The sequence below is a fragment of the Aureimonas frigidaquae genome (genome assembly GCF_001463905.1).
GTDB classification, from domain to species: Bacteria; Pseudomonadota; Alphaproteobacteria; order Rhizobiales; family Rhizobiaceae; genus Aureimonas; species Aureimonas frigidaquae.
The window spans coordinates 31,718-56,728 of sequence record NZ_BBWR01000011.1 but is presented as its reverse complement, the minus strand read 5'-3'; the positions used below and the strand labels follow the sequence as shown (position 1 = coordinate 56,728).

Below are 25,011 nucleotides of genomic sequence, written 5' to 3'. Positions count from 1 at the left end.
GAACAGGCGGGCAGATGGCAGGCGCAGCTGGGCTTCTCATATCGGCGCCGTCCTCCGGCTGCGGCAAGACGCTGGTGAGCCTTGCCTTGATGCGTCTTCTGGCGCGGCAGGGCCTCGACCCCCGGCCGGCCAAATCCGGGCCGGACTATATCGATCCGGCCTTCCACGCCATCGCCTGCGGGCGCAGCAGCCTCAACCTCGACGTCTATGCCATGCGGCCGGGCTTGATCGAAGACCTGGCGGACGCCCCCGGCGGACCCTTGATCGTGGAAGGCGCCATGGGGCTCTTCGACGGGGCGGCGGACGGGACGGGCTCGGCGGCGTCGCTGGCCTGCCAGCTCGGGCTTCCCGTCGTCTTGGTCGTGGACTGCGCGCGGCAGGCGCAATCCGTGGCTGCGCTGGTGGCAGGCTTTGCCCGCTGGGACCCTGCCATCACCATTGGCGGGCTGATCCTGAACCGCGTGGGCAGCGCGCGGCACGCGGACATGCTGGCCCGGGCACTCGATCCGGTCGGAATCCGCATCCTTGCGGCCCTGCCGCATCAGCCGGAACTGGAGCTGCCCTCACGCCATCTCGGCCTCGTCCAGGCGATGGAACATGCCGACATGGACGGCTTTGCCGAGCGTGCGGCCGACTGGCTGGAAGACCGGCTCGATCTTGCCGCATGTCTCAGTCTGGCCGGGACGGCCCGGGGGCCGCGCGCTCCCGTGCAGGGGGCGGCGCGCCCTCTGGCCCCGCTCGGACAGCGCATCGCGCTGGCGCAGGATGCGGCCTTCGCCTTCGCCTATCCCCATCTCATCGATGGTTGGCGGGCGGCGGGGGCACAGATCATCCCCTTTTCGCCGCTGGCCGACGCGCCGCCCGATGCGGATGCCGATGCCGTCTACCTGCCGGGCGGCTATCCGGAACTTCATGCCGGACGGCTCGCCGCCAATCGGCGCTTTCGTGTGGGAATGGAGGCGGCTGCCGCACGCGGCTGCCGCATCTACGGCGAGTGCGGCGGCTACATGATGCTGGGAACAGGCCTTGTCGACGCGGCGGGGCAGCGCCACGCCATGCTCGGCCTCCTGCCGCTGGAAACGAGCTTTGCCGCGCGGCGGCGGCATCTGGGCTACCGCAAGGCGCGCCGCCTGGGAGACGTCTTGCCGTGGGGGCCCTGCGTGATGGCGCATGAGTTCCACTATGCAAGCATCCTGTCGGAGGGCGCGGACGGAACGCCGCCTTTGTTTGCGGCGCAGGATGCACAGGGGCAGGATCTCGGCCCGATGGGGCTGCAGCGTGACCGCATTGCCGGCTCCTTCCTGCATGTCATCGACGAGGCACGCGCATGACGGAGGCAGCCTTCCTGCACGGCGGCGCGCTCGACGCCGCCATGCAACGCTACGGTGGCGCGCGGCAGGACTGGCTCGACCTGTCGACCGGCATCAACCCGGTGCCTCCGCCGCTGCCGGCCCTGTCGCCGGACGCCTGGGCGCGGTTGCCGGAAGCCATGGACGAGGAGCGGCTGCTATCGGCCGCGCGCAGCTTCTACGGCCGGGGCGAGGCCATCGTGGCGGCGCCCGGCAGCCAGGCACTCATCAGCGCCTGGCCGCGGCTCTTTGCGCCACGCCGGGCCGCCGTTCTCTCGCCCACCTATGGGGAGCACGCCGCCAGCCTGCGCGCGGCGGGCCATGCGGTCCTTGAGATCGCCGATCTCGACGCCGTGCCGGACGATGTCCGGCTCCTCGTCGTCGTCAATCCCAACAATCCGGACGGGCGGTTGAGCGATCCGGCGCAGCTGCGGGCGCTTGCCGGGCGCCTTGTGCGCCGGGGCGGGCTGCTTGTCGTGGACGAAGCCTTCATGGATGCGACACCGGAGCAGAGCCTGGCGGGCGAGGCGGTGGAGGGGTCCGGGCTTCTGGTGCTCAAATCCTTCGGGAAGTATTTCGGCCTGGCCGGGCTGCGCCTCGGCTTTGCCTTTTGCGGCGCAACGCTGGCGGGCCGGCTGTCCACGCAGTTCGGGCCCTGGGCCGTGTCGGGACCGGCGCTCGCCATCGGGGCGGCGCTTCTTCAAGCCGAAGCACAGACCGGGCATATCCGCGCCGATCTGCATGCGCAGGCCCGGCGCACGGCAGAGGTGCTGCAATCGGGCGGACTGACGGTTCGGGCGATGACGCCCTTCTTCTGCCTGGTCGATCATGAGGACGCGCATCGGCTCCATCAGGCGCTCGCAGCGCGCCATGTGCTCACGAGGCCCTTCGCCTATGCGCAGCGCTGGCTGCGGATCGGCAATCTGGCCGATGATGCGGCAGCCGATCGTCTGCGGCTGCGCCTGGCGGAACGTCCATGAGCGCGCTCGCCCTCCTGACGGGCACTTTGATCGACAGGGTGGTGGGCGATCCGCCCGGCCTGTGGCGCCGCGTTCCACACCCTGTCGTCCTGTTCGGCGCGGCCATCGGCGCCTGCGACCGGCGCTGGAACCGCACCGACCGCTCCCCATCCTGGCGCCGGCGGGCCGGGGTGCTCACCGTGCTCCTGCTTACGCTCAGTGCCATCCTGGCAGGCCTGGCGCTCGAGGCGTTGTTTTCGCAGCTCGGCGCGCTTGGCCTTGTCCTGCAGGCACTCGTCATTGCCGTGCTTCTGGCGCAGCGCAGCCTGGCCGAGCATGTGCGCGCCGTCGAGCGCGGGCTCGGCCGCTCGCTGGAAGAGGGCCGGGCGGCCGTGTCGATGATCGTCGGGCGTGACCCGAACCAGCTCGACCGACCCGCCATCTGCCGGGCGGCTATCGAAAGCCTGGCCGAGAATGCGTCCGACGGCGTTGTGGCGCCCTTTCTTTATGCCGCGTTCTTCGGCCTGCCGGGGATCCTCGCCTACAAGATGGTCAATACGGCCGATTCCATGATCGGCCATCTCGACGACCGGTACCGGCATTTCGGCTGGGCTGCGGCACGGCTGGACGATGTCCTGAACTGGCTGCCCGCCCGGGCGAGCGCGGCGGCCTTCGCCCTCCTGTCCCGCTCACGCGCGGCCTGGCAGGCGGCGCGGCGTGACGGGCCGCAGCACCGGTCCGTCAATGCCGGCTGGCCGGAGGGTGCCATGGCCGGGGCGCTGGGCCTGGCGCTGGGCGGTCCGCGCCGCTACGGCGCGCTCGTCGTGGATGCGCCGTTGATCAACGCCACCGGGCGGCGCGATGCCACGCTGGACGATATTGCGCAGGCGCTCCGCCTGTTCCGGCGGCTGTGCAACCTCCTCCTCGCGCTTGCGCTGGTCCTGGTGCTCATTGCGCTAGGCTGAGAGGGCTAGCCCTGCCAGAATGGCGATTTCCAGGAGTTGTTGCAACGCGCCGAGCGTATCGCCGGTCTGGCCGCCGAGCCGGCGCAGCAGCACGGCGCGGAAGCCGGCACAGGCACCGAGTGCCAGAACGAGGGCAAGGCCCACCCCGGCGGCACCCGCCGCCGTCCAGCCAAGGATTACAAGGCCGAGTGCGGCGGCGCACAGTGCGGCCCGGCTGGTCCGGGTGTCCGGCCGGCCCTGTCCGTGGGCGATGCCATCCGCGCGCGCGGGTGGCAGCGCGTGCCACAGCGCCACCATGCCGCCGCGGCTCGCGGCCGCGGCCGCCAGAAGCGCCGCCGCGCCGCCCGCCGCCGATGCTTGTGCGATCTCTGCCAGAAGCGCCACGCGCAAGAGGACGGACAGGATCAGCGCGAGGCCCCCATAAGTGCCGAGGCGGCTGTCCTTCATGATCTCCAGCGCGCGGGCGCGCGGATGATGGCCAAAGAGCCCGTCGGCCGTATCGGCCAGCCCGTCCTCGTGGAGCGCACCGCTGATCAGGATGCCGAGCGTCACGGCCAGCAGCGCCGCCGTAACCGGCGACAGGCCGGCCGCCACGGCCGCCCAGAGCAAGAGGGCGCCCGGCAGGGCGATCAGGCATCCGGCAAGGGGAAAGGCGGCAGCGTCGGCGGCAAGCGGATGCGGCTCGCCGGCAAAGGCGTCTGCGCTAACCGGATAGCGGCTCAGAAAGGCGAGCGTGCGCCGCAGTCTGGCAAGCGGGCGGTTCATGCCGGTTCGTGACGCTCCCATCTGGCGTTGCGGGTTGGCGGAAGTGGTTTGCGTCCGCCCTGTCGATTGCCTATCACCGGCAGCGTTCTATTGCATTCCCTACAAAGAGCGAGTCCCATGTCGGCCACCGGTCTCCCCTTCGATGACATCCGCGCCCTCCTGCGCCAGATGCCGCAACAGGACGGCCGTGCCCGCCACGATGCGCGGCACCGGCAGGAAAGCCTGACCAAGCCCTCGGGCGCGCTCGGCCGGCTCGAGGATATTGCCGAGTGGATGGCGGCCTGGCAGGGTCATGCCCCGACCGTGAACCGCCCGGTCGTCGCGGTCTTTGCCGCCAATCACGGTGTGGCCGCGCGCGGCGTTTCCGCCTACCCGCCGCAGGTGACGCAGCAGATGGTGGAGAACTTCGCGGCCGGCGGGGCGGCGATCAACCAGCTTTGCGCCACCTTCGACCTGGGGCTGAAGATCTTCGACCTGGCGCTCGATCATCCGACCGGCGACATCACCCAAGAGGCCGCCCTGTCCGAGCGGGACTGCGCCGCCACCATGGCCTACGGCATGGAATGCCTGGCGGGCGAGCCGGACCTTCTGTGCATCGGCGAAATGGGGATCGGCAATACGGCCGTGGCCGCAGCGCTCCTGACCGCGCTCTATGGCGGCACGGCCGAGGAGTGGGTTGGCCCGGGCACCGGGCTCGATGCGGAAGGGATGCGCCACAAGGCGGCGCTGGTCCAGGAAGCGGTGGATCTGCACCGCAACCACGTGTCCGATCCGCTGGAGGCGCTGCGCCGCCTGGGCGGGCGTGAGATCGCGGCCATGGCGGGCGCCATACTGGCGGCGCGCATGCAGCGTGTCCCGGTGATCGTGGATGGCTTCGTGGCCACCGCCGCGGCGGCCGTCCTGTACCGCCTGGACCCGGCCTCTCTGGATCACTGCCTGTTCGGCCATGTTTCGGCGGAGCCGGGGCACCAGCGTATCCTGCAGGCCATGGGCAAAGTGCCGCTTTTGGCGCTCGGCATGCGGCTGGGCGAGGGGACGGGCGCGGCCCTGGCGGCTGCGATGGTCAAGGCGGCAGTGGCCTGCCACAACGGCATGGCGACCTTCGCCCAGGCCGGCGTCACCGACCGGCCGGCCGTTTGAGGGTGCCTATTCCTCGTCGGCCGGCTTGTAGTTGATGAACAGCGTGAAGATGCCATAGGCCGCGATCGCCAGGGTGATCGCGCCCCAGAGCTGCTGCCCGTTCCACCATTCGACCGCCGACCAGGCAAGGCAGATGCCGACGATCAGCACGCGGCGCCAGAGCGGTCGAAAGAAGGGGTGGTTGCTGTCGCGATACATGAACCGTCCTCTATGGCGTGCGGCGCAGGTTGGCCGGCACCGCAGCCGGGCCTGTGGCGATGGGCCGTTGCTCGGTCGCCGCGCGGGGCGCGGGAGCGCCTGCTGCGCGACTGACCGCCTGCCACCAATCCAGGTAGCGCGCAAGCGCGAACTGGATGGAGAGGCCCAGGACGACGATCGCCGTGTCGTAGGCAAGCGTCGTTTCGTTGCCGAAGCGCAGCGCCTGCGCCCAGAGCGACAGGAAGGTGCCGACCGCAAAGACGGGCAGCGAGTGGCGGCCGAGCATGGTGAAGGGATTGTCCCGCCCGACACGGCTGAAGGCCGAATGCGCCGGTGCATGCGCGAAAACGTAGACGAGCGCGGCCAGATGCAGAAGACGCGGCACCGAAGCGAAGGTCTTGTCGAAGCCGACGAAAAGCGAGGGGAGCGGAATCATCCGCTCGAGAGACCACCATCCGAAGCCGATGAAGGCCCAGGAAAAGGCAAGATAGCCGAGCGCCGCAATGTAGAGCCGGGGGTAGTAGGCAACGGCCGCACGCCCGCGCATCTTCTCGAAGCCGCAATAGAGGCCGGCGGCGAAGATGAGCTGCCAGGCGAGCGGATTGAAGAACCAGCCGCCGGGATTGGGATAGTTCGGAATGTTGATCCGCACGAGCCCGACGACGAGCCAGGTGACGGCCGAGCCTGCCAGCATGCCCTTCAGCCCGACGGCCCGGATCGCATAGAGCATGACCGGCAGAAGCAGGAGCAGCACGCAGTACATGGGCAGGATGTTGAGATAGCCGAGCTGGTTGCCGAGCGTGGCGATGCCGTAGAGGGCGTCGAGCGGCTGGGTCAGGAGCGTGCCGAGCCCGATCTCCCGCAGCACGGCCCCCTTGCCGCGCGCCAGGGCGAACCAGATGAAGAGCGAGAGGATCGCCATCGTCAGCGCGATGTGGACGAGGTAGAGCACCCCCGCCCGCCGCGCCGCCTTCAGCGCGGCCACAAGGGGGGAGCCCTGGAGGAACGGTCGGCCATAGGCATAGGCGCTGGCAAAGCCGGCCAGATAGACGAACAGTTCGGCCGAATCCGAAAAGCCGAAATTGCGGCTTGTATAGTTTTCCCACAGCACGCCGGGAATGTGGTTGACGAAGATCATCACCAAGGCGATGCCGCGGAAAAAATCCACCCGGTAGTCTCTTTCCGGACGGAAAGAGACATCTGCATGATGCGTCATGGATGCATTGACCTTCAGCCTCTGGCGGCCGTCTCGACCTTTACGGTCCGCGAGTCCCTTCGCGGTTGAGATAGTGTCTTCTGTTCGCCGGCAAGGCGTTGGCGCCAGGCTTCTGAGGCGCGGATCACGGGTTCGGGAGCGATCTCGAACGGCGTGGCGAAGATCGACATGGCGCGTGCCTTGTCGCCCAGAGTCGGGTCCCCCGTGAAGGAGATAAAGAAGGGCGCGACGAGCAGCGGGAGCGCGATCGGCAGGACCCACAGGAAGAGATTGATCGCATAGATGAAGGTCGTCACCAGGAGCAGCGCCCCGACGATCACCATCCACCAGCTCGCCGCGAAGGCGGTCGAGAGCGGCAGCCCCTCATCGTCGCGATCCGTCGATGGCCACCCGCTGTCACGCGCCATCAAGATTTCGGCAACGGCCTTGGACTGGAACAGCATCATGATCGGCGCGAGCGCGCTGGTCAGGATAAGCTCGCAGGTCGCGCCCATCAGGACGGCGATGCTGCCGCCGAAGCGGGCCGCCCGGTGCGAAAAGGCCGTGCGGAAAGCGATCAGCGTCTTGGGCAGGAGCAGCAGCGTGAAAATGCCGAGCAGGAGCAGGAGCGCCTTGGTCGTCTCCGGCCGGGGGAAGACCGGAAAGAGGCTGTCGCCCGGGAAGTAGTTCGGCGCTGGCGCCAGGATCGGATCCAGCATGGAGACGATCAGGAAGACGAGCCATATGGGCGAGGCGGCATAGGCCATGATCCCGCTGATCATGGCAACGCGGCTCCAGAAGGCGATGCGCGGTGCCGCCACCAGGCGACCGTGCTGCAGATTGCCCTGGCACCAGCGGCGATCCCGCTTGGCATATTCGATGAGGTTCGAGGGTGCTTCCTCGAAGGAGCCTTCCAGCTCGGGATCCACACGCACCTTCCAGCCGTCGCGCGCCAGAAGCGCAGCCTCGACGAAATCGTGGCTGAGGATATGGCCACCGAAGGGCGGCTGGCCCGACAGATGCGGCAGGCCGCAGCTCTGGGCGAAGGCACGCGTCCGGATGATGGCGTTGTGGCCCCAGAACGGGCCTTCGCGGCCCTGCAGGGCGGCGATCCCGCGTGAGAAGAAGGGCGAGTATAGGGCTGCCGAGAATTGCAGCGCCCGGCCGAACAGAGTGCGCCGGTTGATGATGAGCGGCTGCGTCTGCAGGAGGGCCAGCTCGGGATCGTCGTCCATGCGGGCGACCATCTCGACCATCGTCTCCGGCCGCATCAGGCTGTCGGCGTCCAGCACGAGCATATAGGCATAGGCCCCGCCCTGCTGGGTGACGAATTCGGCGATGTTGCCAGCCTTGCGGTTGGTGTTCTTTTCCCGGTGGCGGTAATAGAGATGGGTTCCCGTCTCCAGCGCGCCGGCCACTTCGAAGACGGCGCGGCGTTCCGCTTCCACCGCTTCCGGCTTGGTGGAATCGGACAGGATCAGGACGTCGAACCCATCGAGCCGCCGGATCCGCCGAAGGCCCTCGATCATGGCGGCGACACGCGCCATGACGGCGGCCGCGTCCTCGTTATAGACGGGCATCAGAATTGCGGTGCGGTTGGATGAGACGGGGGCCAGGACGCCCGCGCGCCGCGTCGGCCGGGTGCGGGAAAAGAAAATGCCCGCCACGGCGGTGTTGAAGCCCCAGGCGAGCCACATGCAGCAGACGATCAGAAGCACGATCTGCGCAAAATGCAGCCATGTGGCCCCGTTGGCCGTGATGACGGTCGCGAAAAGGAAGCCGGCCAGCACCGCAAGCGCAAGCGCCACCAGCGCGAAGATGAGTCTGCCTAGGACGACCAAGTGCTCTTAAATCCGATGTTCCGGGCGCGTAACGCCGACGCGCGAGGTTATGGACCTTCAATCGTGCGAAGTCACGCCGTAATGCGACCGCAGGATGGGCTGCTCGGGCATGTCCAGCCTGCCGCGCGGCGGCGGCAGAACCAGCTTGCGCAGAAAGGCCAGCGCCTTGCGCTTGCCGAGCCGGGCCGCCAGCAGGACCACCTCCGGCTCCGGCCCGTGGCGCTTCTCGAAGGCCAGCCGTTCCACGATGGCCGCACGTACCTCATCCTCGGAGAGGTCCGGCCGGCCGACGAGAATGCCGGCCGGGATATCGGGAACCGTCCCGTGCAGACCCGCGCTCGCGCCCGTACCCGTGCCCGTCATGTCGGCCGGATGCGCGGCGATCATTGCCCGATCCACTGGTAGAGCCAGGTTTCGCTGACCACGCGGCCGCCGACGGCCAGCTTGGCCCGCAACTCGACCGGCGCGTTATCCAGCTTTTCCAGTTCGAGCGACAGGCGCCACCCGCCGCCCGGCAGGCGGTTGACGCCCACATGCTCGATGCGCGCATTGGCTGGCACGTCCACGATGGGCTCGACCACCGATCCGGCCGGCATGTTGGCCGCCGTGCCGCCATCGAAATTGATCTCGAAGCGGCGGGTGCCGATATCGCCCGTATGGGCGGCATTGCCGCCCAGCCCGGCGAAGCTGCCCAGGACGACGGCGACGTCGCTGCGCATCTCCTCGAGCATGCCCCAGCGCATGCGGTAGCGGAACTCGTACTGGCTGCCGGCCTCCGGCCGCTCCTCCGGAACCCAGAAGGCGACGATATTGTCGTTCACCTCGGACTCGGTCGGGATCTCCACGAGCTGCACCACGCCGCGGCCCCAATCACCCTGCGGCTCGATGATGAGCGAGGGGCGGACCTCGTAGCGGGCCTCGACATCCTGGTAATGGTCGAACTCACGGTCGCGCTGGAGAAGGCCGAACCGGCGCGGCGACGACTCGCCGAAATAGGACAGGGCCAGCTCGGTCGGGTTCTTCAGGGGGCGCCAGAGACGCTCGCCATTCACGCGCTCGATGAACAGCCCGTCGCTGTCGTGCACCTCCGGACGGAAGTCCTCCCGCTCGGGGTGGTCGTTCTCTCCGAAGAAGTACATGGAGGTCAGCGGGGCGACGCCGAGCCGTTCCACGGGCTGGCGGAAATAGAGACGTTTGGTAACGTCGATCACCGTTTCCGCGCCCGGCCGGATCAGGAAGGAATAGGCGCCCGTCACGCTCGGGCTGTCCATTTCCGCGAAGATCTGGATCGTGCGATCGCCTTCCTTGGGCTGGATCAGGTAGAAGGCCGAGAAGCGGGGGAATTCCTCCGCCACGCTGGTGGCGGTGTTGAGCGCGAGGCCGCGCGCGGACAGGCCGTAGCGATTGCCCATGCCCAGCGCACGGAAGTAACTGGCGCCCAGGAAGGACACCAGCTCGTCGAAGCGATCGGGCCGGTCGAGCGGATAGTTCAGCCGGAAGCCGGCAACGCCCGGGAGCTGGAGGTTCTGATAGAGCTCGGCATCCAGCGGCGCGAGGAATTCGAAATCCGAGCCGGAGAAGGGATAGAGCGAAAAACGCGTCCCGTCGCCGATCAGGACGCGGGTCGTCACCTTGTAGAGGAAGCCCGGGAAATAGGCCTGAAGGTGGAAATTGAACGGATCGTTCGCCCAGACGGTGCGGTCGCGCCGGAACAGGATGCGGCGATAGCCGTCGTAATCCAGGTCCTGGATCGGCTGCGGAAGATCGTTGGGCGGCCCGGCATAGGGCTGTGCGGCGCGGTTGCGCATGGCTTCGGACAGGGCATCGAAGCTGAAATTGTTCAGATCGACCACGGTCGGGTCGGCCGGCGGGGGAGCCTCCGGCGCCGGGGCCGGGGCAGCATCGGGTGGCGGCGTTTCCTGCGTGGGGACCGGCTCGGCGGTCTGCGCATAGGCGCGCCCGGCCAGAATTGCCGTCATGATGCCGCCGAGGCCATAGCCCATGGCGGCGCGTCGCGTGGTCGAGAACGGGGAATTCAAGGGATCGAGATTCTTCTTCCGGGATCGTGATGTGAGCATACGCAAAAACGCCGATTGTTCCAGCACCCTACGCGGTGTTGGGCGCACCATACATAAAGCTCATGAACGGCTTCTGAACCGTTTGAACCATCATTGGGCGAAATTTACGGCGGATTGCGATGCGAAAAGGTCAGCGATGCCGGCGAAGCTTGGTGGCGAGGAGCGTTTCCATGCGGTTCATCGCCGTGGCGAGCGTATCGGCCTCTTCCACGGTCATGGCCCCGGCCAGTTCCTTTTCGAGGCGCGCCCAGACGGCTTCGACGCGCGGACGGATTTCCAGTCCGGCCTGCGTCAGCACGACCATGGTGCGGCGTGCATCCTCGCTGCTCACGGTGCGCTGCACCAAATTCTTGTCGACGAGCCGATCGAGCATCTTGGATACGGTGGACGGCCGCACGGCGATCCGGTCGGCAAGCTCCGACACGCTGATTGCGCGGCCCGGCTCCAGCCCGGCGACAAGCTGGTCCTGTCCGAGATGAAGGTCGATCTCTGCCAGCATCAGCGTCAGGAACGCGCGGGTCGACTTGGAAATCGACAGAAGCGAACGCACCAGCGGCAGGTCGCTCGGCTCGGGATCAGCAGCGCTCGTTCCCGAACGGTTCGCCCGGAGAGGGTATGAAAGTTCATCCATGAGCGATCTATAGAAGCCGGGGAGGGGAAGTTGCATTTAACGGCTTAAATCCTGCCGACTCGCGGGCCAATCGAATAAAGCTTTGACGGGCACCTATTGCCGGCTCACAATTCCAGGGTGAAAGCATGAAATATCATAACGTTACATCGTCCGGCCTGTGGTCATCGGCTCGCGAGTTCATGCGCAGATGAAGAGTTGTCTGGTTGCCAAGCTTTCGCACTATCTCGACCTGACGCGGGAGGAGAGCCGTTTCCTGGCGACGATGGAGGGGCGCACGGAGCGCTACCCGCGGCGCCGGCCCATCATCGCCGGCAATGCAGAGTTTTCGGATATCTATGTCGTGCGTCAGGGGTGGCTCTACGCCCATACGACGGACCTGGAAGGAGACCAGATCGTCACCGAACTGTTTCACCCCGGCGATGTGGTCGGCGTCAGCCAGCTCGGCTGCGCACAATCGACCCTCGTCTACACGGCCGCGACGGATGTCGAACTGTGCCCTTTTCCCAAGGCCGGGCTGCGGGAGGCTTTCGCCAACTATCCTCGGATCGCGGCCCTGTTCTTCACGTTCGTATCGCTGGAGCGGGTATCGATGATGGATCGGCTGCGGGCCGCCTCCAGCATGAATGCACGCGACCGCGTCGCCCTGTTCCTGATGCAGTGCCGCGCGCGCCAGCGCATTGCCGGCGCGCTCGAGGGCGGGGCCTTCGTCAATCCGCTGTCGCAGGAGCTGATCGGCGATGTGGTCGGATTGTCGGTCGTCTCCGTCAACCGCGCCTTGCGCCTGCTCGAGGAACAGGGTCATCTGCGGCGCGACGGGCGCGTGATGGAGCTTCTCAACCCGGAGCGGCTCGGCTACGAAATCGACTTCGTCGACCGCATGTACCAGATCGACGCGAGCTGGTTTCCGGAAGCCGCGAGCGCCTGATCCACCGCGCGAAGGGGAGGAAGAACCACATGGCGGACATCCGCGTCATCTGCGCCATCGGGCAGAGCGGTCAGATCGGACTGAACGGCGTTCTGCCGTGGGAGGGGGCGCGCGAGCGTCCCTTCGTGGAGGATGTGGAGCGATTCTTCGAGATCACGCGGGGGCACGTCCTGATCGCCGGTCCGCGCACAGTGGCATCCTTTCCCGACTTTGCCCGGTCGGACCGCACCATCGTGGAGATCCGCTCACACGAAGACCCGGCAACGGTCCTGTCGCGCTTTTCCGACCGGGTCGTCTATATCGGCGGCGGGCCGGCGGTGTGGGACGTCTATGCGCCCTTCGTCCGGCACTGGGACGTCAATCGTATGCCATATGACGGGCCGGCAGATCGCTGGTTCAACCCGCAGTGGCTCGTGGCGTCCGGATCCGCGCTGTAAAATTGGCGAGTATCTCCATCCCGTGTGGTGTCAGCACGGATTCGGGATGGAACTGGATGCCGTAGGTCGGGTGAAGGCGGTGGGTCAGCGCCATGATCTCGCCCTCCGGCGAGCGCGCATCCACCACCAGCGCCTCGGCCATGACGGGCGTTTCCTGCACGATCAGCGAGTGGTAGCGGCCGGCTTGCGCCAGATCGGGTACGCCCTGGAAGAGGTTGTGCCCCGTATGATGCAGGGGTGAGGCCTGGCCATGCAGCGGGCGCCCGGCATGGGTGACCACCCCGCCGAAAGCCGCGCCGATGACCTGATGCCCGAGGCAGACGCCCAGGATCGGCAGCCGCCCGGACAGCTGCGTGACGAGATCGATCGATATGCCGGCTTCACGCGGGGTGCAGGGCCCGGGCGAGATGACGATGGCGTCCGGCGAAAGGGCCAGGATCCCCTCGATGTCCGTGCCGTCGTTGCGCAGAACGGTGACGTCCTCGCCCAGACGTTCCAGGTAGCGCGCCAGGTTGAAGACGAAGCTGTCGTAATTGTCGATCATCACGATCATGCGTCGTCTCCGAAGGCGGCCAGAAGGCGTGCCGCCTTGGCCAGGCTTTCGTCGCGCTCGGCCTCCGGGTCGGACAGGATGGTGATGCCGCCGCCGGCCGACAGCGCTACGCTTTCCGGCGTGAAGCTGGCGGTTCGGATGGCGATGTTGAGGTCCATCCGCCCGTCAAAGCCGATATAGCCGATGCTTCCGCAATAGACGCCGCGCCGCTGCTGCTCGATCTGCGTGATGATATCCATGGCCCGGATCTTCGGCGCTCCGGTGATCGATCCGCCCGGAAAGGTGGCGGCGAGGAGGTCGAGCGCGGTGAGCCCGGGGCGCAACCGGCCCTCCACCACGGAGACGAGGTGGTGGACGGAGGCGTAGGTCTCGACCTGGCAGAGGGCCGGAACCTCGACGGAGTCCGGCGTGCAGACGCGGGACAGATCGTTGCGCAGAAGATCCACGATCATCACGTTCTCGGCGCGGTCCTTCACCGAGGCCGCAAGAGCGCGCGCCGCCGCGCGGTCGGCCGCCGGTGCCGCGGCCGGATCGGCCGGTCGGCGCGCCGTGCCCTTGATCGGGCGCGTCTCCACCCGGCCCTCCACCAGCGACAGGAAACGCTCGGGAGACGAGGAAATGAGCGTCTCGCCCGGCATTTCGAGGTATGCCGCGAAGGGCGCCGGGTTGAGCGTGCGCAGCCGGGCATGGAAGGCCAGGGGATCGTAGCCGGGCGGCAAGTGGTGGGTGAAGGTCTGCGCGATGTTGGCCTGGTAGATATCCCCCTCGCGGATATAGGCGCGCACGCGGTTCACGGCCGCCCGGTACGCGTCGGGCGAGAGGTTCGAGGTAAAGTCCCGCAGGGGCGGATTGTCCGGCAGGGGCGGCGGCGCGTCGGACAGGGCGGCGGCCAGCGCGTCGAACTGGCGTTCGGCTTCCCGGTGCCGATGCTCGGCAGGTGCGCTCGCATCGAGCGCGGCATTGAAGCCGGCGCTCGATGCGACGACAGCGCCGGTCGCATGATCGAATGTCACGACGGCGCCATACAGGCCGAAATGGGCGAGCCGCGTGTCGGGGCGAAGGTCCGGCGGCGCGACGAGGCGTTCCAGCCGATGGGCGAGGTCGTAGGCGACGTAGCCGATCGCCGCGCCGGGCATCCATCCGTCGGTGGATGCCGTCCGATAGGGCCGCAGCGCAGCCTCCAGCCTGTCGAGCCCGCCATCGGCCAGCCGGATATCGACCCGCGCGAAGGGCGCGGCCGCGGCAAAGGAGCGTTGCGACAGGGGCGAGTCCGGCTGGGCGCTGTCCAGGAAGGCGAGGCCGCCGAGCGGACGCATGCGGCGGGCCGCCTCGAAGGGCGATATGGCGGGCAGACGGCGCGTCCACATGCGGAGTGTCAGTCCACGACGACGATGTGCAGCGTGGCGGGGCCATGCACGCCGATGACGAGGCTTCCCTCGATATCGGTGGTGCCGCTCGGCCCCGTCACGATGACGAGGTTGCGGCTGGCGGCCAGATCCGCCGTTGCCAGCGCATCGTCCAGGAAGGGGACGATGCCCGAGGCCGGCACGGCCACGATGTGATGCAGCGGAAGGAAAGCGTCGAGGATCGGCATGTCCGGGCCCGAGCGCAGCACGAGGCTGGCCGTCTCGGCGATGGCCGTCCGGGCGAGCGACAGGGATACGCCATCGTTGACGGCCTCGTCCCGCGCGATGCCCGCGCCGGCGAAGTCGAGTTCCGCCAGTTCGGCGACGGGTTGGATCTTCAGGCGTGGCGGGCGCCCGAGCGCGTCCAGGCGGGCACGGACCGCGGCGGGCAGCGCCGCCATTCCGGCGATCCGTTCCACGGATGCGCCGGGGGGCAGGCGGCCGACCGCATCCATGAAGCGGGTCGTCAGATCGCCCTGCGCGGCCGGCGGGCGCACACTCTGCGGATCTTCGAGAAGCGCAGCCGCCTCGGCGCGGATCGTGTCGGCCGAACGGGCGGGGCCCAGCGCGGCATCGATGCGCCGCAGGATCGCGTTGCGTGCGCTCATGGCCGGCTTTCCTGCTTGCGGGCTGCATGTTGCGACAGGAACGATGGTGCGTCCGGCGCCGGCATGTCGCGGTGGGCCGTCCATCCCGCGCCTGCCAGCGGCAGGCGGGCAATGCGGCCCGCCTTGCGGCCCATCAGCCGCAGGGCAAGGTTGGCGGTGCGGGTCGCCAGGCGGTAGAGGCGCGGATGGGCGGCAAGGAAGACCCAGGCGCCGACCCCCGTCCGCACGCTGAGCGGCTCCAGCCCCTCGCGCCAGCTCCTGTCCCGCCAGCCCTTGATCAGGGTGGGCAGCGGTATGTCGACGGGGCAGACCTCGCGGCAGCGCCCGTTCAGGGTGCAGGCGCCGACAAGGTCGCGGGAGCGTTCCAGCCCGTCGAAGACCGGCGTCAGCACCGCGCCCATGGGGCCAGGATAGGTGCCGCCATAGGCGTGGCCGCCGATCTGGTTGAAGACGGGGCAATGGTTCATGCAGGCGCCGCAGCGGATGCAGCGCAGCATATCGCGCAGGGCCGGATCGGCCAGCATGCGCGTGCGGCCGTTATCCACCAGGACGATGTGGAACTCCTGCGGGCCGTCGAGATCGCCCTCGCGGCGCGGGCCCGTGTGGAAGGTCGTGTACTGCGTCAGGGCCGCACCCGTCGCCGAGCGCACGAGAAGGCGCAGCATGGTCGCCGCATGCGCGGCCGAGGGGATGAGCTTCTCGATGCCGGCGGTGACGATATGGACGCGCGGCGGCGTCGTCGTCATCTCGGCATTGCCTTCGTTGGTCACGGTGCAGACCGAGCCCGAGTCGGCGACGAGGAAGTTGGCGCCGGAAATGCCGATATCGGCGTTCAGGAACTTGACGCGCAGATGCCGCCGGGCCGATGCGGCCATGGCTTCCGGCGTTTCCTCACCGTGCGGATCCTGGTGGGCGACGCGGAACAGCTCGGAAATCTGCTCGCGCGTCTTGTGCAGGGCCGGCCAGATGATGTGGCTCGGCCGCTCGCCCGCCAATTGCACGATATGTTCGGCAAGGTCGGTCTCGACCCGCTCGATCCCGGCCTCTGCCAGGGCATGCGGCAGGCCGATCTCTTCGCCCAGCATGGATTTGGACCGGGTCACGCTGCGTGCCCCGGCCTCCTGGCACAGGCGCACGACCAGATCAGCCGCCTCGTCCGCCGTCTGCGCATAATGCACCTTGGCGCCGCTGGCCCGGGCGTTGCGCTCGAACTCCACGAGGTAGTGGCCGAGATTGGCCACCACATGGTCCTTGATGGCCTTGCCGCGTGCCCTGGCTACCTCGAAATCCGGCCACAGGCCGACGATGGCGGCCCGCTTGCTGCGCGCCGTGCCGGTGGTGCGATCGATGGCGACCTTCAGCAGGCGGTCCGACAGGGCGGTGCCGGAACGTTGCTTGAAGTCCGGCAGGGGCGTCGCCGCGCTCATCGCCCGTCGCTCCCATGGCCGATGGCCGGGCGGTCCGTGGCGCCGGCCAGGACCTCGACCGTGTGGTAGACGCGCACGTCCGAGCCGCGGCGCTGGAGCTTGCCGGCCATGTTCATCAGGCAGCCCAGATCGCCGCCAAGCAGCATGCGCGCCCCCGTGCTTTCGATCGCATCTGCCTTTTCCCCGACGATGGCGTTGGAGATGGCAGGATATTTGACGCAGAAGGTGCCCCCGAAGCCGCAGCAGACATTGGCATCGGGCAAGGGGCGCAGTTCCAGCCCCTCGACGGCCGCCAGGAGCTGGCGGGGCTGGGCGGATATGCCGAGCTCCCGCAGGCCGGAACAGGTGTCGTGATAGGTGGCGGTGGTGCGCAGCGCCGGCGGTTGCGGGCTGAACTTCAGAACATCGGTCAGGAAGGACAGGACCTCATGCGTCCGGCCCGCCAGGGCCGTGGCCCGCCGCTGCCATTCCGGCTCGTCCTTCAGGCTTTCCGGCCAGGTGTGGATGATGGTCGATGCGCAGGAGCCGGACGGTAGGACCACGTAGTCATAGGGCTCCAGAAGCGCGATCTGCCGTTTGGCGAGGCGCGCTCCTCCCTTTTCATCGCCCGAATTGAAAGCCGGCTGGCCGCAGCATGTCTGGTCCAGCGGCACCGCCACATCCGCCCCGGCCGCTTCCAGAAGCGCGATCGTGCAGTCGGCGATGGTCGGGCGCATTACATTGACGAGGCAGGTGACGAACAGCGCGACGCGCGGCCGCCGGTCTGTGGCAGTGGGGCTGGTCGGAAAGCGGTCGGGATCGGACATGGCTGGCAGGACACTCGCAACGATCGATGGCGGGCCGCCCGCCGGGCGGCGCAACCGCGCGCCTTCAGAACTAGTGCCTTTCGACGGCAATTGGAACCATTCCGCATTCGCCCCGGCGCAAGGGCCCACGCGAAAATGTGATGCTGCGCTGCACTGTTGCCACAACTGCCTTATAATCAGTTCTACGGACTATCGCGGTCGGCCCGATGGGCTGGCCATCCCTGCCACGGCACCCGAGTAAGGGCACAAGCCCGGAACGCGGCGCTGCGGCCCCCGACGGTTACGGAGGGACAAAGGATGACGGCGACGACCCATCCTGACCGGGCGCCAGGCAAGCTGGACCCCGTCGTCTCGGAGCGGATCCGCATTGCGCGGACGATCTGCATTTTCCTGATGATGTTCGTGCATGTGCAGGCCGGGGTGGCCGACGATGTCAATCAGCGGCCGGCGGATGACTGGTTCGATATCGTCTACTTCATCCTCACGCGGATTTTCGGCCTCAGCTCCGTGGCGCTCCTGACCATCGTGTCGGGTTATCTGATCGTCTCGACACTGCACAAGCTCGGCGCGGTGCCCCTGATCCGGTCCAAGGCCCGCACGCTCCTGGTGCCGCTGGTCGCCTGGAACCTCGTCATGCTGGGTTGCCTTGCCGCCTACGGCGTCCTGACCGGCAAATGGGACGCCATGCCGGCGCTGGAGGCCCTGCCGCTCGCCGACGCGCTCCTGGCGCTGACGCAGTGGCCGCAGGTGGTTCCGCTCTGGTTCCTTCGCGATCTCTTTGTCTGCTGCCTCTTGTCGCCGCTGCTCCTTTGGGGCCTGCGGCGCGCCCCGCTGGCGAGTTTCGGCGCCGTGGCAGCCTTCGCCTTCCTGGGCGATGGCGCCCTGGTCCTGCAACGGCCCCCCATGCTTCTGTTCTTTGCTGCCGGCATGTGGCTGCGCCAGTCGGGCATGGAGCGGGGCGATATCGACCGCCTGTCGCGCCCCATCGCGCTCCTGCTTCTGCCGGTCATCGCCGTCTTCCTGGGGCTCCGGCTCCAACAGGGGAGCATCGCCGCCTACAGCGAAACCGCCTCGACGGCCTTCGACATGGCCCTGCGCTTCAGTATGGCGGCCTTCATGTGGCAGCTGACGATACGCCTGTCGCGCCTGCGGTTCGGCGCGCTGTGCCGTGAGCTCGAGCCTTATGTCTTCTTTGCTTTCTGCAGCCACGCGATTCTGTTCGACTTCGGGCAGATCATCCTGCGCCGGGCCTTCGGCAATTATGGCTCGGACCTCTTCCCCATCACCTTCTTTGCGCTTCCCATCGTCGCCATGGCGACATCGGTGGTGGCGCTGCAGCTTATCCGGGGATGGCCTGGCCTGCTGGCGGTGCTGAATGCCGGACGTCCGTCTCCGGCCTGGCCGCCGCGCCTGGCGGCGCCCGCGCCGGCAAGGGCTTTGCCAGAAGCCCGGCAGCGTAGAACATGAGGAAGGCGCCGACCGTATAGGGCGTCATCACGTCGATCTCGACGAAGGAGCGGATCAGGAACATCGCCATCAGCCCGAACAGGAGGTGCGATGCCCGGTTGCGATTGTCGGACACCAGCCTGCCAAGATGACCCAGGACGGTGCGCAGGATCAGGAAGGCCATAAGGGCTACGCCCACCAGCCCCAGTTCGACATAGAGCTCGATATAGGTGTTGTGGAAATGGAAGCCGCTGCGCGTGGCGATGTAGAATTCGTACCAGAGCCGCTCGGCTTCGCCGAAGCCCTGGACCCAGTAGGCATAGTAGCCGGCGCCGAAGACCGGGTTGAGGTTGCCGGCCGCGATCCCTTCCGACCAGAGATAGGTCCGGCCGGTGAGCGTCGTATCCTTGCCGAAGATGCCGAGGACGGAATCGGCCACTCCGCTGCCGAAGACGACCGGCAGGGCCGCCGCCAGTACGACGATGCCGAGCGCCAGCAGCGCCTTGCGATGGCGGGGCCGGAAGGCGAGGAGCGGCTGGAAGCCGAAGGTGATGGCCAGCGCCGCGACGGTGGCCAGGACCGAGGTGGCCGACTGCGCCGCGAAAAGGCCGTAGCCCGCCATGGGCACGCTGGCCAGGGTAGCGAGCCGCCACAGGCCGCGCTCGCCCAGGATGAACACCGAGGCCAGGGCAAAGTAGATGCCGAGCGAGGCGTAGAGGCCGAGCTGGTTCTTGGACGAAAAGGCGCCGACGAAACTGTAGGTCCCGTCCAGCGCATCGTAGCTGTAATGCCCGAAGATCAGCGAATAGACCATCACCAGCGCGGTGCCGACGACCATGCCGCGCGTCAGGCTGCGGATGGAGACGAGGTTGACCGCCAGAAGCGCGCAGAAGACATGGGTGGCGAACTGGACGCTTGCGCGCGCCGTCACCCCGGGCGCAGCCGACCAGAAGGTGGACAGAAGCGCCAGGCCCACGAAAGCGACGATCCACGGCGTCGAGAGGACACGCCCCAGGACGCGCCGGTAATCGATAAGGATCAGCGGCAGCCAGAGCGCGTAATAGGCCAGGATCGACACCTGGCCGAAGCGGGTGGAATAGGCGAAGACGAAGACCGACAGCGCAGTCGCGCACGTCGCATAGAGGCCGTTGCGCTCGGGATCGATCAGGGATGCCTTGGCTATGCGCATCGCGGCACCGTCAGTTCACGGCCACGGCCGCCATCTCGACCTTCACGACATCGCCCGGCAGGACCGGTTCCATTTCGCCGGCTTCCGTTTCCTGCGCCTGGCCATCGACGGTCCGCACGATCTTGTAGACGATGCGCACATTCTCGTTGAACGGCCCGACGCTGGCGGTCGGCGCCTGCGTCAGCGCTTCCTGGACGAGGTTGCGGCTCGTGCCGATCTGCAGCTCGGCGGAGCGTATGTCGGCCTCGACCTCCTGGCGCTCGCGGGCGATCTCCGCGTCACGGTCGTTTTCCAGGTCGATAGCCGATTGCTGCGCCCGGGCGATCTCCTGGCGGGCCTGGAGAAGCGCGGTCTCGTAGTCGAGAAGGCGCGTCTCGAGCTCGGCCATGGTCCGCTCCACGGACAGGACGCGTGCGTTGACGACGAGGCCCTGGCTCGACAGATCGCCGATCCCGGCCAGTTCCTTGCGCGTCAGCTCGATCTGGCGATTCTGCGCCGTGATCTTCTTCTGCAGGGCCTCGACCTCGCTCGCCAGAAGCCGCTTCAGGTCATCCAGGGCTTCGAGCTGGAGCGTCAGCCGCTTCTGCCGCGTGTCCATGATGGCTTTTTCGTCGGCGATCATGGCGGTGAAGTCGGGCTGGTCGCGCAATTCCTGCGGGGGCTCGAAGGCCGTCTGGTCGGCGGCCTCCGCCTCCAGCCGCGCGCGCTTGACGATCAGGCGGTTGCGCCGGGCCACGGTCACGTCCTGTTCGCCGCTGGCCCGGATGATATCGCGCTCCAGGCGCATATTCCCGTCGGTGGCCCGGCGCAGGCCGCCCGCCAGGCTAACCGCCTTCAGGACGGTGAGGTCCGGATCGTAGGGGTAGCGGCCGGGGGTCTGCGCATCGCCGGCAACGAAGATCGGCCGGAACTCGGCCAGCTCGACCGAGGCGTTGGGGCGGTCCATCAGCCCCAGCGTCTGCTGCAGCTCGGTGCCGATCACGGCGGCGATGTCGGCGGTGCTGCGGCCTTCTGCGGGGATTTCGCCGATAAAGGGCAGGGATATGGTGCCCGAAGGCCCGACGAGATAATCGCCCGCCAGCGCCGTCCAGTCGCGGACCGCGCCCTCCGCGCTCTGCCATTCGACGACGCGGATCCGCAGCTTGTCCATGGGACCGAGCGTGTAACCTCCCTCGGCCTGAGCGCCTCCCGCAGCGCCGAGCGCAAGGATGAGGACGCCGAAGAGACGCACGAAACCGGTCCGCAGCATGAGGGGTGTTCTCCTGGGCAGGCGGCGCTCGGCCGTCATGCGCCGGCGGCGGTCGTCAGTAGCTCCCGCGGGAGGCGACGACGGCCGGCACGGTCTTGATGATGATGGCGAGATCGGTGGCGAGCGACCAGTTCTCGACATATTGTTTGTCGAAGGCGACGCGCGCTTCGTAAGATACGTCGTTGCGCCCGCTGACCTGCCACAGGCCCGTCAGGCCCGGGCGGGAACGCAGGTAGTGGCTGGCGGCCGAACCGTAGAGGTCGAGCTCGGCAGCCACGACCGGACGCGGGCCGACGACAGACATCTCGCCGCGGATGATGTTGATGATCTGCGGCAGCTCGTCGAGGCTGAGCTTGCGCAGGACCTGGCCGACGGCAGTGACGCGCGGATCGTTCTGCAGCTTGCGGGTGGCCTTCCACTCTTCGGCGGCGGCGGGATCCGAAGCCAGATGACGCTGCAGGACCTCGTCCCCGTTCTCGACCATGGTGCGGAACTTGAGGCAATGGAACGTGGCGCCGCCGCGCCCGATGCGCCGGTGGCCGTAGAATATGCTGCCCCCGTCGGACAGCTTCACCAGTGCCGCCAGCATGATGAACAGCGGCGACAGGACGATCAGCCCCGCAACGGAGGCCACGAGATCGAATGAGCGTTTGACCGCGCCTCCGACAGCGCGCAGATCCCCGACGGTTCCGTCGAGGAAGCCTTCCGCTTTTCCAAGGAGCCTATCAGCCGTTCGCATGTTGCCAACTCCGAACCATTGGTGATGAGCGATCCGAGCATACGCGAATTATGTTGCAGTGCAACGGTTTCATGATGTGGCGGCGCAATATTCTCATGAAACCCATAATTCTCATGGTTGGCGGTCGTGCGGTTGCGGGGGGCGGCGGAGATGATCGACGGTCCGAGAGGTGGAGTGGTCGGCTAAAAAACAGTCACGGGGGCGGTTAAGGGACCAGCAATTTGACATTTTTTTGTCAGCTGCTCCGCGGGCGGCAACAATTGGACAGCTAATGAGATCAGCGATCAGGAAATACTTGAAAATCCTACAACGTTGCTGGCCGGTCACGAACCGATCACGCAATTGAACAGTGCGGAATCAAATCGATTTGAGTGCGGAGCAAAAAGCCAACTACCAAAAATTGCGTATGTGGGGGGCATCCATATTGCGTGCGGACACGTTTGGTATTATCGAAGGTGCATATTGTGCGAAAGACTTGGGTTTTTTAACTCTGTTGGAAGAACGGCGCTGAGGAAGACGGCCGCGACGATAGAAGCATCAGGGCCATTGCAGGCTCAACGAATGCGGATATGCGTCCAGTCTGCGTCAATCTTCGTCATGATGATGGTCAAATAGTCATGTCGTTTGTTCTGTTTTTCCGTGGCATGCTGCTCACCCTGACGGCATTCGCCATTGCCATATACTGGCTCACCGGATCCGTATGGACCATGCTTGTCCAGACGCTTGTCTGCGCCGTCATCATACAGGTCGGTTACTTCCTGGCCGTCTTGTTCATGGTCTGGCGCAATGGCAACGCCGGCGCCACTGCGGGCGAGGCCAAGTCGGCCGACGTCGCTCCGGATGTCTACCACAATCATTTCTAAGCGCTCCTGCCGGGCAGGACCGTTGCCCGCGCACACTTGATGTTGCCGCGTTTCCCGTTCAGCCTGTGACGGCCCGGTACGATGACCGGGGCAAGCAGGGAACGCTCGCCATGATTACGGATCGCGTTGCAGTCATCATCGCTGCGATGAACGCATCGGCGACGATCGGTTGTGCGGTCGCTTCCGCCCTGGCCGATCGGCATGTGGCGGAGGTGATCGTCGTCGACGATGCGTCGAGCGACGACACAGGCGGTGCGGCGCGGGCCGCCGATGACGGAACGGGCCGCCTGATCATTCTGCGCCAGGATTGCAATACCGGCCCGGCGGCAGCGCGCAACCGGGCATTGGATGCCTGCACCGCCCCGCTCGTGGCCATACTGGATGCCGACGATTTCCTGCTGCCCGGTCGTTTCGCCGCGCTCCTGGCTGCGCCCGACTGGGATTTCGCGGCCGACGATATCGTCTTCGTTCCTGCAGAAAGGGCAGACGAAGCCCTGCCGGCTTTTGCGTCCAAGGCTCCGCGCGTGACGCGGCTGGGCACGGTGGAGTTCGTGGAAGGCAACATTTCCCGCCGCGGCCATGCGCGGGGAGAGATCGGCTTTCTGAAGCCCGTCATGCGCACATCCTTCCTGGAAGCGCATGGTCTGCGCTACCGCGAGGATCTGCGGCTGGGCGAGGATTACGAGTTCTATGTCCGCGCGCTCATGGCCGGCGCGCGCTATGTGGTCGTCCACAATTGCGGCTACGCGGCCGTGGTGCGCGGTGATTCCTTAAGCGGCCGGCACAGCACGCAGGATCTGCGGCAGCTCTGGCTGGCCGGCGCGGCACTGGCCGCCGGGGCCGAGGCCGGGCCCGTCAAGGCGATGCTCGAGCGCCATGCCCGTCACATTCACGGCCGTTACGTCCTGCGCGATTTTCTGGACCGCAAAGCCCGCAAGGGGCTCTTCTCGGCGGGGCTCGAAAGCCTGTCGCAGCCGCGCAGCGTGCCGGCGATCGTCTCGGGCGTGGCGCGCGACAAGCTCGACGCGCTCGCCCGCCGCGTCAGACCGCCCGTCCAGAATCAGGGGTTGCGGACCTTGTCCGAAGGCTGGCCGGTCGGCTGACCCTTCCGCAACCGCGACAGGCCAAGGCCGGCCAATGCGCGCAGGATGCGTGGATCGCGCCGGGCCCATTGACCGAGAAGCTTCCATTGCGGTGCCTTGCCGCGCCGGAGGCGGGCGGCCTGACCCCACAGCGCCTCGCGCCGCGCGCGCTCTTGCCGGCGCTCCAGCGCCTGCGCGCCGGACGCATTGAGGCCTGGTCTTGCGGCCAGCCGTTGCAGGGCGCTCAAGGTGATGAACTGCTGGCGCAGATAGTCCGGCGCCTGGTTGTCGACGCCGTGGAAGATGTTCGCGCCCTCGCCACGCCCGGCAGCCGGCGCCGCGGACAGGATGGCCCGATGCGCCGCCCGGAAGGCATCGTGGAAGAAGAGGATGTCCTCGGCGGCCAGCCGAAGATCCGGCGCGAAGCGGAGCCCTTCGAAGAGCGGCCGGGCGATCACCATGGCCGACAGGTGCAGATAGGACCAGTCTTCCAGCATGCGGTTGGCCATATCCGGCGCCGTCAGGACCATCGGGTCCGTGCTCAGCATCGTAACGCCGGGCTCAGCCGCCAGCGCCGACATGTCGGAATGATAGTCGAAGCCCGCGCCGCCCGAGATGGTGCCGAAAAAGACGTCCGCGCCATGCCGCTCCATCGCCTGCAGCGCCGCCGCCAGGTGCCCGGGGTGCCATTCGTCGTCCGAATCCAGAAAGGCGACATGGGTGGCGCTGCCGGGCAGGTTGGCAAGGCCGGTGTTGCGCGCGCCGCCCGGTCCGGCATTGGGCTGGCGTATGACGCGGATGGGCATGGAGCGCAGATCCAGCCCCTTGAGCTCGGCCGCCGCATCGACGGGTGATTCGTCGTCCACCACGATGATTCCGGCCGCGGCCCTGTCCTGTGCGAGCACCGACCGGACGGCGCGGGACAAGATGCCAGGCGATCGCTGGAAGAAGGGGATGACGACCCAGGCTTCGGTCATAGGCAGGAGAACTCCCGGCCCCGCCGCAGCGGGCAGTTTTGCAGTGCGGCAAAGTCTTGCAGGCCACCGGCCGATTGGCAAGCGCCGGGTCGCATGCTTGCAAAAGGCCGCAATTCCGGCAATCTTTCCAGCGCAATCACATCGCCGTGACAGATACTGTCACATTCTGCCCGTATTGAAGGG

The 25,011-nt window shown here is 67.3% G+C and carries 24 protein-coding genes and 1 pseudogene; 9 read left to right on the top strand and 16 right to left on the bottom strand.

Annotated features, from left to right (window positions below; genetic code table 11):
- The first annotated feature begins 14 nt into the window (after positions 1 to 14).
- From AUL30_RS11835 to cbiB, 3 genes are read left to right on the top strand one after another with little or no spacing between them, the layout of a single operon-like run.
- Positions 15 to 1,331 (top strand): cobyrinate a,c-diamide synthase, encoded by a 1,317-nt coding sequence (locus AUL30_RS11835; RefSeq protein WP_062228098.1) that lies wholly within the window; start codon positions 15 to 17, stop codon positions 1,329 to 1,331.
- Positions 1,328 to 2,329, top strand: a complete 1,002-nt coding sequence (gene cobD / locus AUL30_RS11830; RefSeq protein WP_062228097.1) for a threonine-phosphate decarboxylase CobD — start codon at positions 1,328 to 1,330, stop codon at positions 2,327 to 2,329. Before AUL30_RS11835 ends, cobD begins: the two co-directional genes overlap by 4 nt.
- On the top strand, positions 2,326 to 3,273 hold the full coding sequence (gene cbiB / locus AUL30_RS11825; protein ID WP_062228096.1) for an adenosylcobinamide-phosphate synthase CbiB: 948 nt from the start codon (positions 2,326 to 2,328) through the stop codon (positions 3,271 to 3,273). Before cobD ends, cbiB begins: the two co-directional genes overlap by 4 nt.
- Here cbiB and cobS read toward each other — a convergent pair.
- Entirely contained in the window at positions 3,265 to 4,038 is a 774-nt protein-coding gene (gene cobS, locus AUL30_RS11820) for an adenosylcobinamide-GDP ribazoletransferase (RefSeq protein WP_062228095.1), read from the bottom strand. The two genes, cbiB and cobS, sit on opposite strands and share 9 nt — an antisense overlap.
- A 117-nt stretch (positions 4,039 to 4,155) precedes the next feature.
- Between cobS and cobT the strand changes: the two genes are divergently transcribed.
- Positions 4,156 to 5,178, top strand: a complete 1,023-nt coding sequence (cobT, locus tag AUL30_RS11815) for a nicotinate-nucleotide--dimethylbenzimidazole phosphoribosyltransferase (RefSeq protein WP_062228094.1) — start codon at positions 4,156 to 4,158, stop codon at positions 5,176 to 5,178.
- 6 nt (positions 5,179 to 5,184) lie between these two features.
- Here cobT and AUL30_RS11810 read toward each other — a convergent pair whose 3' ends face one another.
- From AUL30_RS11810 to AUL30_RS11785, 6 genes are all read right to left on the bottom strand, one after another.
- On the bottom strand, positions 5,185 to 5,376 hold the full coding sequence (locus AUL30_RS11810; RefSeq protein ID WP_062228093.1) for a hypothetical protein: 192 nt from the start codon (positions 5,374 to 5,376) through the stop codon (positions 5,185 to 5,187).
- 10 nt (positions 5,377 to 5,386) lie between these two features.
- Positions 5,387 to 6,592 (bottom strand): OpgC family protein, encoded by a 1,206-nt coding sequence (locus AUL30_RS11805; protein ID WP_062228092.1) that lies wholly within the window; start codon positions 6,590 to 6,592, stop codon positions 5,387 to 5,389.
- Between the two features lie 14 nt (positions 6,593 to 6,606).
- Positions 6,607 to 8,412, bottom strand: a complete 1,806-nt coding sequence (mdoH, locus tag AUL30_RS11800) for a glucans biosynthesis glucosyltransferase MdoH (protein ID WP_062228091.1) — start codon at positions 8,410 to 8,412, stop codon at positions 6,607 to 6,609.
- A 57-nt stretch (positions 8,413 to 8,469) separates the two neighbouring features.
- Entirely contained in the window at positions 8,470 to 8,799 is a 330-nt protein-coding gene (locus tag AUL30_RS11795; protein WP_062228090.1) for a hypothetical protein, read from the bottom strand.
- Entirely contained in the window at positions 8,796 to 10,451 is a 1,656-nt protein-coding gene (locus tag AUL30_RS11790; protein ID WP_244490807.1) for a glucan biosynthesis protein, read from the bottom strand. The genes AUL30_RS11795 and AUL30_RS11790 overlap by 4 nt, the downstream gene beginning before the upstream one ends.
- A 169-nt stretch (positions 10,452 to 10,620) precedes the next feature.
- A complete protein-coding gene (locus AUL30_RS11785; protein WP_244490806.1) occupies positions 10,621 to 11,121 on the bottom strand; it encodes a MarR family winged helix-turn-helix transcriptional regulator in 501 nt (166 codons plus the stop codon).
- 187 nt (positions 11,122 to 11,308) lie between these two features.
- Between AUL30_RS11785 and AUL30_RS11780 the strand changes: the two genes are divergently transcribed.
- Both AUL30_RS11780 and AUL30_RS11775 read left to right on the top strand, forming a co-directional pair.
- Positions 11,309 to 12,046 carry a Crp/Fnr family transcriptional regulator gene (locus AUL30_RS11780; RefSeq protein ID WP_157070103.1) on the top strand — a complete coding sequence of 246 codons (738 nt, stop codon included), beginning with the start codon at positions 11,309 to 11,311 and terminating at the stop codon, positions 12,044 to 12,046.
- A gap of 29 nt (positions 12,047 to 12,075) precedes the next feature.
- Positions 12,076 to 12,483 carry a dihydrofolate reductase gene (locus AUL30_RS11775; protein ID WP_062228088.1) on the top strand — a complete coding sequence of 136 codons (408 nt, stop codon included), beginning with the start codon at positions 12,076 to 12,078 and terminating at the stop codon, positions 12,481 to 12,483.
- Here the strand turns inward: AUL30_RS11775 and AUL30_RS11770 are convergent.
- From AUL30_RS11770 to AUL30_RS11750, 5 genes are read right to left on the bottom strand one after another with little or no spacing between them, the layout of a single operon-like run.
- On the bottom strand, positions 12,443 to 13,036 hold the full coding sequence (locus AUL30_RS11770) for an anthranilate synthase component II (protein WP_062228087.1): 594 nt from the start codon (positions 13,034 to 13,036) through the stop codon (positions 12,443 to 12,445). The two genes, AUL30_RS11775 and AUL30_RS11770, sit on opposite strands and share 41 nt — an antisense overlap.
- Positions 13,033 to 14,403, bottom strand: coding sequence for an aminodeoxychorismate synthase component I (gene pabB, locus AUL30_RS11765; RefSeq protein WP_062228086.1), 1,371 nt, complete (start codon positions 14,401 to 14,403; stop codon positions 13,033 to 13,035). Before pabB ends, AUL30_RS11770 begins: the two co-directional genes overlap by 4 nt.
- Positions 14,404 to 14,411: 8 nt before the next feature.
- Positions 14,412 to 15,050, bottom strand: coding sequence for a LutC/YkgG family protein (locus tag AUL30_RS11760; protein WP_062228085.1), 639 nt, complete (start codon positions 15,048 to 15,050; stop codon positions 14,412 to 14,414).
- The gene (locus AUL30_RS11755; RefSeq protein ID WP_062228084.1) at positions 15,047 to 16,477 is read right to left on the bottom strand and encodes a LutB/LldF family L-lactate oxidation iron-sulfur protein; all 1,431 of its coding nucleotides are present in this window, start codon (positions 16,475 to 16,477) and stop codon (positions 15,047 to 15,049) included. Before AUL30_RS11755 ends, AUL30_RS11760 begins: the two co-directional genes overlap by 4 nt.
- Entirely contained in the window at positions 16,474 to 17,283 is an 810-nt protein-coding gene (locus AUL30_RS11750) for a (Fe-S)-binding protein (protein WP_062228083.1), read from the bottom strand. The genes AUL30_RS11755 and AUL30_RS11750 overlap by 4 nt, the downstream gene beginning before the upstream one ends.
- Positions 17,284 to 17,580: 297 nt before the next feature.
- On the opposite strand from AUL30_RS11750, the pseudogene AUL30_RS20135 reads away from it, so the two are divergent.
- Positions 17,581 to 18,600, top strand: a pseudogene (locus AUL30_RS20135) (acyltransferase family protein); the annotation flags it as partial.
- Positions 18,601 to 18,622: 22 nt separating this feature from the next.
- Here AUL30_RS20135 and AUL30_RS11740 read toward each other — a convergent pair.
- The 3 genes from AUL30_RS11740 to AUL30_RS11730 are packed head-to-tail and all read right to left on the bottom strand — an operon-like array spanning position 18,623 to position 21,906.
- Complete coding sequence (locus AUL30_RS11740; protein WP_062228081.1) at positions 18,623 to 19,918, bottom strand: O-antigen ligase family protein; 1,296 nt, start codon at positions 19,916 to 19,918, stop codon at positions 18,623 to 18,625.
- Between the two features lie 10 nt (positions 19,919 to 19,928).
- Positions 19,929 to 21,167 (bottom strand): polysaccharide biosynthesis/export family protein, encoded by a 1,239-nt coding sequence (locus AUL30_RS11735; RefSeq protein WP_062228080.1) that lies wholly within the window; start codon positions 21,165 to 21,167, stop codon positions 19,929 to 19,931.
- A gap of 55 nt (positions 21,168 to 21,222) precedes the next feature.
- Positions 21,223 to 21,906, bottom strand: coding sequence for a sugar transferase (locus tag AUL30_RS11730; protein WP_062228079.1), 684 nt, complete (start codon positions 21,904 to 21,906; stop codon positions 21,223 to 21,225).
- Positions 21,907 to 22,523: 617 nt separating this feature from the next.
- Between AUL30_RS11730 and AUL30_RS11725 the strand changes: the two genes are divergently transcribed.
- Together AUL30_RS11725 and AUL30_RS11720 are read left to right on the top strand one after the other, a co-directional pair.
- Positions 22,524 to 22,769, top strand: coding sequence for an exopolysaccharide production repressor protein (locus tag AUL30_RS11725; protein WP_062228078.1), 246 nt, complete (start codon positions 22,524 to 22,526; stop codon positions 22,767 to 22,769).
- 110 nt (positions 22,770 to 22,879) lie between these two features.
- On the top strand, positions 22,880 to 23,872 hold the full coding sequence (locus AUL30_RS11720; RefSeq protein WP_062228077.1) for a glycosyltransferase family 2 protein: 993 nt from the start codon (positions 22,880 to 22,882) through the stop codon (positions 23,870 to 23,872).
- Here AUL30_RS11720 and AUL30_RS11715 read toward each other — a convergent pair.
- Positions 23,830 to 24,828, bottom strand: coding sequence for a glycosyltransferase family 2 protein (locus tag AUL30_RS11715; protein ID WP_083507889.1), 999 nt, complete (start codon positions 24,826 to 24,828; stop codon positions 23,830 to 23,832). The two genes, AUL30_RS11720 and AUL30_RS11715, sit on opposite strands and share 43 nt — an antisense overlap.
- Positions 24,829 to 25,011: the final 183 nt, after the last annotated feature.